We start from the raw sequence: 7,542 nt of genomic DNA, 5'->3' as shown, positions 1-7,542 counted from the left end.
CGGTGTGGCGAGCCACTCGGTGTGCCGGCCGCCGGCATCGTGCGACCGGGCGACGCCGTCAGGCGCCCGGGAACTTCCCGGGAGCGCGACGCTCGTTCTGGAGACCGAGTGCCTCGGTCTCCTTCCCGTAGGGCTTGGTCAGGACCTCGAGCGAGTGCCCTCCGGGTTCGAGGAAGTAGACCCCCCGGCCGCCGTCGAGCTCGTTGATCTGGTCCGGTACCTGCATGAACGGGTCGGCCCAGTACTTGACGTCCTTGGCCTTGATGCGACCGAAGATCTGGTCGAACTCCTCCTCGCTCACCTTGAACGCGTAGTGCTCCATGTCGAACGGGTCGTCGACGCGCATGACGTCGATGGAGGAGTCGTTCGACAGCCGGATGATGAGGAAGTGGTCGTCCGCGAAGCTCTCCGGCTCGGGAAGTCCCAGGATCTCGGCGATGAACTCGGCTGTCCCGCGGCGGTCGTGCGCCTTCAGGATCGTGTGGTTGAGCTCGACGGGCATCGTGCGCGCCTCTCGTCGTGGTGGATGGGCATGTGCGTGGCTTGATCAAGCTCGTTTCAATATAGTTCACTATATCGACTGTCGTCAACGTGATCGAAACATTCGACACGGAGTGGTCCGGCGCCCTGCCCGAGGGGACCGGAGGACCTCACGCCCGCAGCGGCGCCCGGGCGGGCGGGCCGGGCGGGCGGGGCCGAATCAGCGGCCCGCGCCCGTGACCTCGGTCCGGAGCACCCGCATGAGCCACTGCTCGTAATCGTCGTCGGACCAGCCCAGCCCGGTGACCGCGCGGAAGTAGAGCTCCATCGCGCTCATGAGCCACGCACGATCGACGGCCTGCTCCTGCGTCAGCCCCGGTTCGAGCGCCCCGGCCTCGGCCAGCGCAGCGACGATCGGCACCAGCCAGTGCTTCGCGTTGCGCGCACCCTGCCCCTGCAGTTCGACGACCGTCGCATCGCCGGCGGCCCGCACCGCCGCCGCCCACACGTCCCGGCCGTTCGAGAACAGATGCCTGTGGAACGAGGCGTAGAGGTCGAGCTTCCGGAACGGATCGGCCTCGTCCTCGATGCGCGACCACCAGCGCTCCGCGTCCGCCTCCGACTCGAGCCGGGAGAGAAGCTCGCTGACGATCGCCGCCTTGTTGCTGAAGACCGCATAGACCGTCGGGGTGGCGACGCCGGCGCGCTTCGCGATGACGGCGATCGTCGTGCCGTCGAACCCGCGCGTGGCGAAGAGTTCGCGCGCCGCCTCGACGATGCGGGTCCGCGTGTCGGCCGCACGTTCGTCGCGCAGCGTCGAGGTGTACGACCGTCGCTGAGGATGCCGGCCTGCGCCTGACCGGCGCGCTGCCTCGTCCGAACCCACGTTGACACGCTACCGGCCCGGGGTGAAATGTATTGGATACAGCACTCTTTAACGAAAGGTCACCATGGCGGTGCAGCTCAGCCACACGATCCTGAAGGCGCACGACCGCCGCAGGACGGCCCACTTAATCACCGAGATGCTGGGCCTCCCCGAGCCGGAGGGCGACGCGGACGACCGCGTCCTCAGCATCCGGCTGTCGAACGACTCCTCCGTCGACGTCATGCGCGTCGACGACCCGATCGACTCCGAGCACTACGCCTTCCTCGTCAGCGAGGCCGAGTTCGACGCGATCCTCGACCGAGTCACCTCGAAGCAGCTCGACCACTGGGCCGACCCGTTCCACCAGGAGCCCGGCCGGATCAACACCCACGACGGCGGTCGCGGCGTGTACTTCGACGACCCCAACGGTCACAACCTCGAAGTGATCACCACGCCGTACGGGACCGACGCCGCGGAGGTCGGCCTGGTCAGGGACGGCAAGATCCCACCGCGCTGACGGTCGGCGACGGGTCACCTCCGCACCTCGCCGGAGAGTCGGCTGCGGACCATCTCCTCGGCGCGGTTGACGAGCAGGTTCACGATGAACCCGAGCACACCTGCGACGACGAGCAGGCCGAACACCTGCGCCGACCGGAAGTTGGCCTGCGCCGCCCCCATCAGGGCGCCGATCCCGTCGATCCGGGTGACGATCTCCACGAGCAGCGAGATGATCAGCGCCAGCGGTCCGGCGACCCGAACTCCCAGCAGGACGCTCGGGGTGAGCGACGGGACGAGCACCTTCCGGGTCCGCTGCCACCAGGAGAGACCGAGGGTCCGGGTGACGTCGAGCAGAACCGGGCTGACCGAGCGGCGCGCTGCCCGAACGGTGAGCAGGACCGGCCACATCGCCGGAAGGACGACCACGGCGAGCTTCATGCTCTGGGTGTAACCGAGCAGCAGCGCGGCGAGCGGCACGAGGGCGGCGGCCGGGAGCACCCGGAGGAACTCCAGCGTCGGCCCCGCGGCCCGGTCGGCCCCCCGGCTCGCCCCGATCAAGGCACCGAGGACCGCACCACCGACGGTCGCGGCCAGCAGACCGAGGAACAGGGTCACCGTCGTCTGGGCGAGAGCGACGAGGAGCTCACCGCCCCGGGCCGACGCCCAGAGCTCGGCGAACCACCGCGACGGCGGTGGGAAGTAGGGCGAGCCCGGGTCCGCGAGCAGTTGCCACGCGAGGAGCCCGATCGCCAGCGGCAGGAGCCCACGCAGTGGAGGCATCCCGGAGCGACCCCGGGTGTGCCTCGACCGGCCGGGGCGGCCGCCGGCGATTTCCGTGGCGGGTTCGGTCGATGCATCGGCTCGGCTCATGCGGTCTCACCCGCCGCGTGCATCTGTCCGGGGACGAGGAGACGGGCGGCCGCGGTGAGCAGCGAGTTCAGCACGATTCCGACGATCCCGATCGTGAAGATGTAGGCGAACATGACTTCCGGCTGCAATGCCTGACCCGCCTGCACCAGTGCGTAGCCGAGGCCGGCCGGGTTCCCGACCATCTCCACGACGAGCGCCAGCACCAGCGCGAGCCCGACGCCCAGGCGCATGCCGACAACGATGGCGGGGGTCGCCGCCGGCAGCCTCAGCTTCCAGAGCCGCTCGGCCGGGCCGAGCCGGAGCACGTCGCCGACCTCCCGTTTGCGATCGCCGAGTGCCGACGTCCCGGCGATCGTGTTCAGCGTGATCGGCCACAGCGCGGCGTAGCAGGCCAGCACGATCTCGGTCCGGATGGTGAACCCGAACAGCAGCACCGCCACCGGCACGAACGCGACGATGGGCAGCGCGCGCAACCAGTCCAAGGTCGCCATCGAGTACGTCCGGACGACCGGGACGAGGCCGACCAGCATGCCCAGCGGCACACCGATGATCACAGCGAGCACCCATCCCAGCAGCGCTGCGGCGACCGTGTGTCCGACGTTGCCGACCAGCTCCCCGCTGGCGACGATCTCTCCCGCTCCGGCCACGATCTCCGACGGACGTGGCAGGTAGTCGAGGTCGACGAGCCCGACCGCGACGATCAACTCCCAGCACAGCAGCAACGCGACCGCGGTCGCCAGCCCCGAGACGTTCACACCTCGCCACAGGCCGGTCACCGCGGGACCCCGTGCCCGAGCGCGGCGTAGGTCCGGTGACGCAGGTCGAGGTACCCGGCGTCCTCCTTGGTGCCGATCTGGTCCCGCGGCCGCGCCAGCGGCACGTCGAGGGTGAGGCCGACACACGCGGGGCGACCGGAGAGCACGACGATGCGGTCGCTGAGGTAGACCGCCTCCTCGACGTCGTGGGTCACGAAGACGATCGTCGTCCCGGTCGCCGCCTGCACCGCTTGCAGCTGGTCCTGCAGTCCGGCCTTGGTCATCGCGTCCAGTGCGCCGAACGGCTCGTCCATGAGCAGCACCGACGGTCGCATCGCCAGGGCACGTGCGATCTGGACCCGCTGCTGCATGCCTCCGGAGAGCCGGGAGGGGTACTCCCCCGCGCTCTCCCCCAGTCCCACCATCTCCAGCGCCCCGTCGACGCGCTCGCGCACCTCTGCCGCCGGTAGCCGGGACTCGATACCGAGCGCGACGTTGTGCGCGACCGTCCGCCATGGCAACAGCGAGTTCGCGTAGTCCTGGAAGACGGTGACGGCGCCCTCCGGCGGCCCGCTGACCGGACGTCCGCCGAGGTGGTAGTCGCCACCGCTGACGGGGGTGAGGCCACCGAGCACCCTCAGCAGGGTGGTCTTCCCGGTGCCCGAGGCCCCGAGGATCGACACGAACTCACCGCGCCCGATCTGCAGATCGACACCACGGAGGATGTCGACCTGCCCGGCCGCTCCGGTGAGGCGCACGTGCACATCACGGCACTCGAGCTCGAGCGTCGCCGGCAACGACGCCTCCGCGGTCATGTCGGGATCCGAGCCGGGCATGCAGGTTCCTTCCGTTCGTCGTACTCATCGATAGTCAACTGTGGCGGACAGGGTGTCGCGCCCACCGGACCTATGGCGCGCCCACGACGAGCCGGTCCACGTCGACGTCCCCGGCGAACCCCGTCGTGGACCGCATCGCCTCCAGCCACGGCTCGACGTCCTGGGGCCGGACGGCCGTGTCGAACGTGGGGAGCTCGAGATTCGCGATCACGTCATCGGGATAGCCGAGCTCGTCCTGCAGAACGCTGCGCGCCGCAGCGTCGTTGTCCACGATGAACTGCTGGGCCTCGTCGAGTGCCGCCCGGAACCGCTCGATCACCGGACGGTTCTGCTCCGCCCAGTCGGTGCGGGCGGCCCAGTAGATCGGTGTGATCTCCTCGGCGAGCGACTGGAACGGCGAGCCCAGGCTGATCCCGCCCGCTTCCTCGATCTGCTCGTTGAACGGGATGACCGTCTCGACGGCGTCGATCCGTCCGCTCCGCAGCTGGTCGGCCTGAGCGGGTCCGTCCACCTGGACGATCTCCAACGAGTCCAGGTCCACACCCGACTGCTGCAACCAGTTCCGGGTGGCTATGTGCAGGGTTCCCGTCTCGTTCAGCACACCGATCCTCGCGCCGGCGAGCTGTCCGACGTCGGAGACACCCGACCCTTCCGGCACCATCAGGAAGCCCGACGGGTTGTCCGGGACGTCCACCGACGATCCGGATACCTCGGACATGGGGATTCCCTGGGCCGTCGAGGCGATCGCCAGCGTCGGTGTCGACAGGACGATGTCGAACGTGGTCCCGAGTGCCTGCGGAAGAGTCGCGACGTTCTCGATCTTGGTGTAGTCGACGTCGAGTCCGTGCTTCTCGAACAATCCCTGATCCTGGGCGATCCAGAACGGCAGTGCGGTCGCATTCGAGTTGGAGGCGACGCGCAGCTGACCCCCGTCCGCCCTGGATTCGCCGCCACCGCACGCTGCGATCATGAAGAGACACACCGACGCTGCGAGCAGCGTCCCGGCTCGTCGTCCGATTCTCATCCCGGCTCCTTCGCTGAGAGGTCTCCGTGGGCTGACGAGGACGTCCACGGCTCCGGCAGCGGAGCCCTCGCAGTCCCGGAGAACCTAGCGGAGAGGACAAGCGATCCGCCATAGCGGACATTGAGATTTTCTTTCCGGTCCCGGGAGGAGCCCGCACGGGCCAACTCGATGACGGGATCGCCGCTGCTCCGCGCAGACTGCACGGGTGTTGCGTCTCGGCTTCCCCGTCGTCGGTGTCACCGACCTCGATCGCGCCGCCGCGTTCTGGTCGGCCGCCCTGCACCTGACCGTCTCCGACGAGTGGTCGAGCGCGGCCTGGCGCACCCTGACCGGACCGGACGGCGCCCGCACGCTCGGCCTGATGCGCAGCGTCTCGCCACCGGAGCCCCGGCCGCGCCTGCATCTCGACCTGTTCGTCGACACCACCGCCGAGCAGGCCACCGAGGTCGCGCGGCTGCTCGGGCTGGGCGCTACCCGGCCGGACTGGGACGGCTACCCGACCGATCCGGACTTCGTCGTGCTCGCCGACCCGGACGGCAACGTGTTCTGCGTCGTGGACCTGAGCCGGGCACCGTCGTCCGGCTGATCCGCCGCACCTATCCTGGGATCCGTGACCGACACGCAGGACGCGCACGTACTCGACGAGACCGCGCGCCGGCGCACGTTCGCCGTCATCTCCCATCCGGACGCCGGCAAGTCCACCCTGACCGAGGCCCTCGCGCTGCACGCGGAGGTCATCGACTCGGCGGGCGCGGTGCACGGCAAGTCCGGCCGCAAGGGCGTCACCAGCGACTGGATGGAGATGGAGCGGGCCCGCGGCATCTCGGTGTCGTCGGCGGTGCTGCAGTTCGCCTACCGCGACTGCGTCATCAACCTGCTCGACACCCCCGGTCACGGCGACTTCTCCGAGGACACCTACCGGGTGCTCGCCGCCGTCGACGCCGCGGTGATGCTGCTCGACGCCGCCAAGGGTCTCGAACCGCAGACCCTCAAGCTGTTCGACGTCTGCCGGTCCCGCGGCGTCCCGGTGGTCACCTTCGTCAACAAGTGGGACCGGCCCGGCCGGGAGGCGCTGGAGCTGCTCGACGAGGTCGAGCAGACGATCGGCCTGCGCCCGATGCCGCTGACCTGGCCGCTCGGGATCGCCGGCCAGTTCAAGGGCCTGATCGAGCGGACCACCGGCGAGTACACCGCCTTCACCCGGGCCGCCGGCGGTGCGACGAAGGCGACCGCGACCGTCGTCGACGCCGACACGATCGCCGCCCAGGAGCCGGAGTACTGGCAGACCGCGCAGGACGAGCTGGGCCTGCTCGACGAGATCGGCGCGACCTGGGACGAGAAGGACTTCCTCTCCGGCAGCGCCACCCCGGTGCTGTTCGGTTCGGCGCTGTCCAACATCGGCGTCGCCCGGCTGCTCGACTCGCTGGTCGATCTCGCCCCGGCCCCGGCCGCGCGGCCCGACGTCGAGGGGCAGGACCGCCCGCTGGACGCGCCGACGTCCGGGCTGGTGTTCAAGGTGCAGGCCGGGATGGACAAGGCGCACCGCGACCGGATGGCCTTCCTGCGGATCTGCTCGGGCCGGTTCGAGCGCGGGATGGTGCTCACGCACGCCGCCACCGGCAAGCCGTTCGCGACGAAGTACGCCCAGTCGGTGTTCGGCGCCGAGCGCAGGACCGTCGAGGAGGCGTACCCGGGCGACATCGTCGGCCTGGTCAACGCGACCGCGCTGCGTCCCGGCGACACGCTCTACGCCGCCGATCCGGTCGACTTCCCGTCGATCCCGGCGTTCGCGCCCGAGCACTTCGCGGTGATCCGCGCCCGGGACGCCGGCAAGTACAAGCAGTTCCGCAAGGGCATCGAGCAGCTCGGCAACGAGGCCGTCATCCAGATCCTGCGCTCGGACCTGCGCGGCGACCAGGCCCCGGTGCTGGCCGCGGTCGGCCCGCTGCAGTTCGACGTGGTCACCGGGCGGCTGGAGACCGAGTTCAACGCGCCGGTCTCGCTGGACCGGCTGCCCTACCAGGTGGCCCGGCTCACCGAGGCCGCCGCCGTCGAGCTGCTGTCCGCGCAGTCCGAGTGCGAGGTGCTGCGCCGCGACTCCGACGGCGAGTACCTGGCCCTGTTCAGCAACAAGTGGCGGATGGACATCATCGCCCGCAAGTTCCCGGACCTGCGGCTCGAGGCGATGCCCGCCGGATCGTCGATCTCGTAGCG

Annotated in this window: 9 protein-coding genes; 3 read left to right on the top strand and 6 right to left on the bottom strand. The window is 69.9% G+C overall.

Features of this window, described 5'->3' with window-relative positions; translation table 11 throughout:
- Positions 1–58: 58 nt before the first annotated feature.
- Both ABD160_RS02975 and ABD160_RS02970 read right to left on the bottom strand, forming a co-directional pair.
- Positions 59–502: a VOC family protein gene (locus ABD160_RS02975; RefSeq protein WP_344018048.1), complete on the bottom strand. Its 444-nt coding sequence runs from the start codon at positions 500–502 to the stop codon at positions 59–61.
- A gap of 198 nt (positions 503–700) precedes the next feature.
- Complete coding sequence (locus tag ABD160_RS02970) at positions 701–1,366, bottom strand: TetR/AcrR family transcriptional regulator (RefSeq protein WP_344018047.1); 666 nt, start codon at positions 1,364–1,366, stop codon at positions 701–703.
- Between the two features lie 64 nt (positions 1,367–1,430).
- On the opposite strand from ABD160_RS02970, the gene ABD160_RS02965 reads away from it, so the two are divergent.
- The gene (locus ABD160_RS02965) at positions 1,431–1,862 is read left to right on the top strand and encodes a VOC family protein (RefSeq protein ID WP_344018046.1); all 432 of its coding nucleotides are present in this window, start codon (positions 1,431–1,433) and stop codon (positions 1,860–1,862) included.
- 14 nt (positions 1,863–1,876) lie between these two features.
- On the opposite strand, the gene ABD160_RS02960 is transcribed toward ABD160_RS02965, so the two are convergent.
- The 4 genes from ABD160_RS02960 to ABD160_RS02945 form a co-directional block, all read right to left on the bottom strand.
- Entirely contained in the window at positions 1,877–2,623 is a 747-nt protein-coding gene (locus ABD160_RS02960) for an ABC transporter permease (RefSeq protein ID WP_344018045.1), read from the bottom strand.
- An 86-nt stretch (positions 2,624–2,709) separates the two neighbouring features.
- Positions 2,710–3,468 carry an ABC transporter permease gene (locus ABD160_RS02955; RefSeq protein WP_344018044.1) on the bottom strand — a complete coding sequence of 253 codons (759 nt, stop codon included), beginning with the start codon at positions 3,466–3,468 and terminating at the stop codon, positions 2,710–2,712.
- A gap of 17 nt (positions 3,469–3,485) precedes the next feature.
- Positions 3,486–4,304: an ABC transporter ATP-binding protein gene (locus ABD160_RS02950; protein ID WP_344018043.1), complete on the bottom strand. Its 819-nt coding sequence runs from the start codon at positions 4,302–4,304 to the stop codon at positions 3,486–3,488.
- Positions 4,305–4,374: 70 nt separating this feature from the next.
- The gene (locus ABD160_RS02945) at positions 4,375–5,376 is read right to left on the bottom strand and encodes an ABC transporter substrate-binding protein (protein WP_344018041.1); all 1,002 of its coding nucleotides are present in this window, start codon (positions 5,374–5,376) and stop codon (positions 4,375–4,377) included.
- 157 nt (positions 5,377–5,533) lie between these two features.
- Between ABD160_RS02945 and ABD160_RS02940 the strand changes: the two genes are divergently transcribed.
- Together ABD160_RS02940 and ABD160_RS02935 are read left to right on the top strand one after the other, a co-directional pair.
- Positions 5,534–5,914, top strand: coding sequence for a VOC family protein (locus ABD160_RS02940; RefSeq protein WP_344018040.1), 381 nt, complete (start codon positions 5,534–5,536; stop codon positions 5,912–5,914).
- Positions 5,915–5,938: 24 nt separating this feature from the next.
- Positions 5,939–7,540, top strand: a complete 1,602-nt coding sequence (locus ABD160_RS02935; protein WP_344018039.1) for a peptide chain release factor 3 — start codon at positions 5,939–5,941, stop codon at positions 7,538–7,540.
- The last annotated feature ends 2 nt before the right edge of the window (positions 7,541–7,542 follow it).

Origin of the sequence: Pseudonocardia kongjuensis, from assembly GCF_039526905.1 — a bacterium.
GTDB lineage: Bacteria > Actinomycetota > Actinomycetes > Mycobacteriales > Pseudonocardiaceae > Pseudonocardia > Pseudonocardia kongjuensis.
The sequence above is the reverse complement of the archived record's forward strand: the minus strand, read 5'-3'. Positions and strand labels throughout refer to the sequence as shown.

Bases quoted from the DNA above. Each gene is read 5' to 3' on its own strand.
- ABD160_RS02975 (WP_344018048.1), bottom strand. From the start codon at position 502: ATGCCCGTCGAGCTCAACCACACGATCCTGAAGGCGCACGACCGCCGC.
- ABD160_RS02965 (WP_344018046.1), top strand. From the start codon at position 1,431: ATGGCGGTGCAGCTCAGCCACACGATCCTGAAGGCGCACGACCGCCGC.
- ABD160_RS02960 (WP_344018045.1), bottom strand. From the start codon at position 2,623: ATGCCTCCACTGCGTGGGCTCCTGCCGCTGGCGATCGGGCTCCTCGCG.
- ABD160_RS02950 (WP_344018043.1), bottom strand. From the start codon at position 4,304: ATGCCCGGCTCGGATCCCGACATGACCGCGGAGGCGTCGTTGCCGGCG.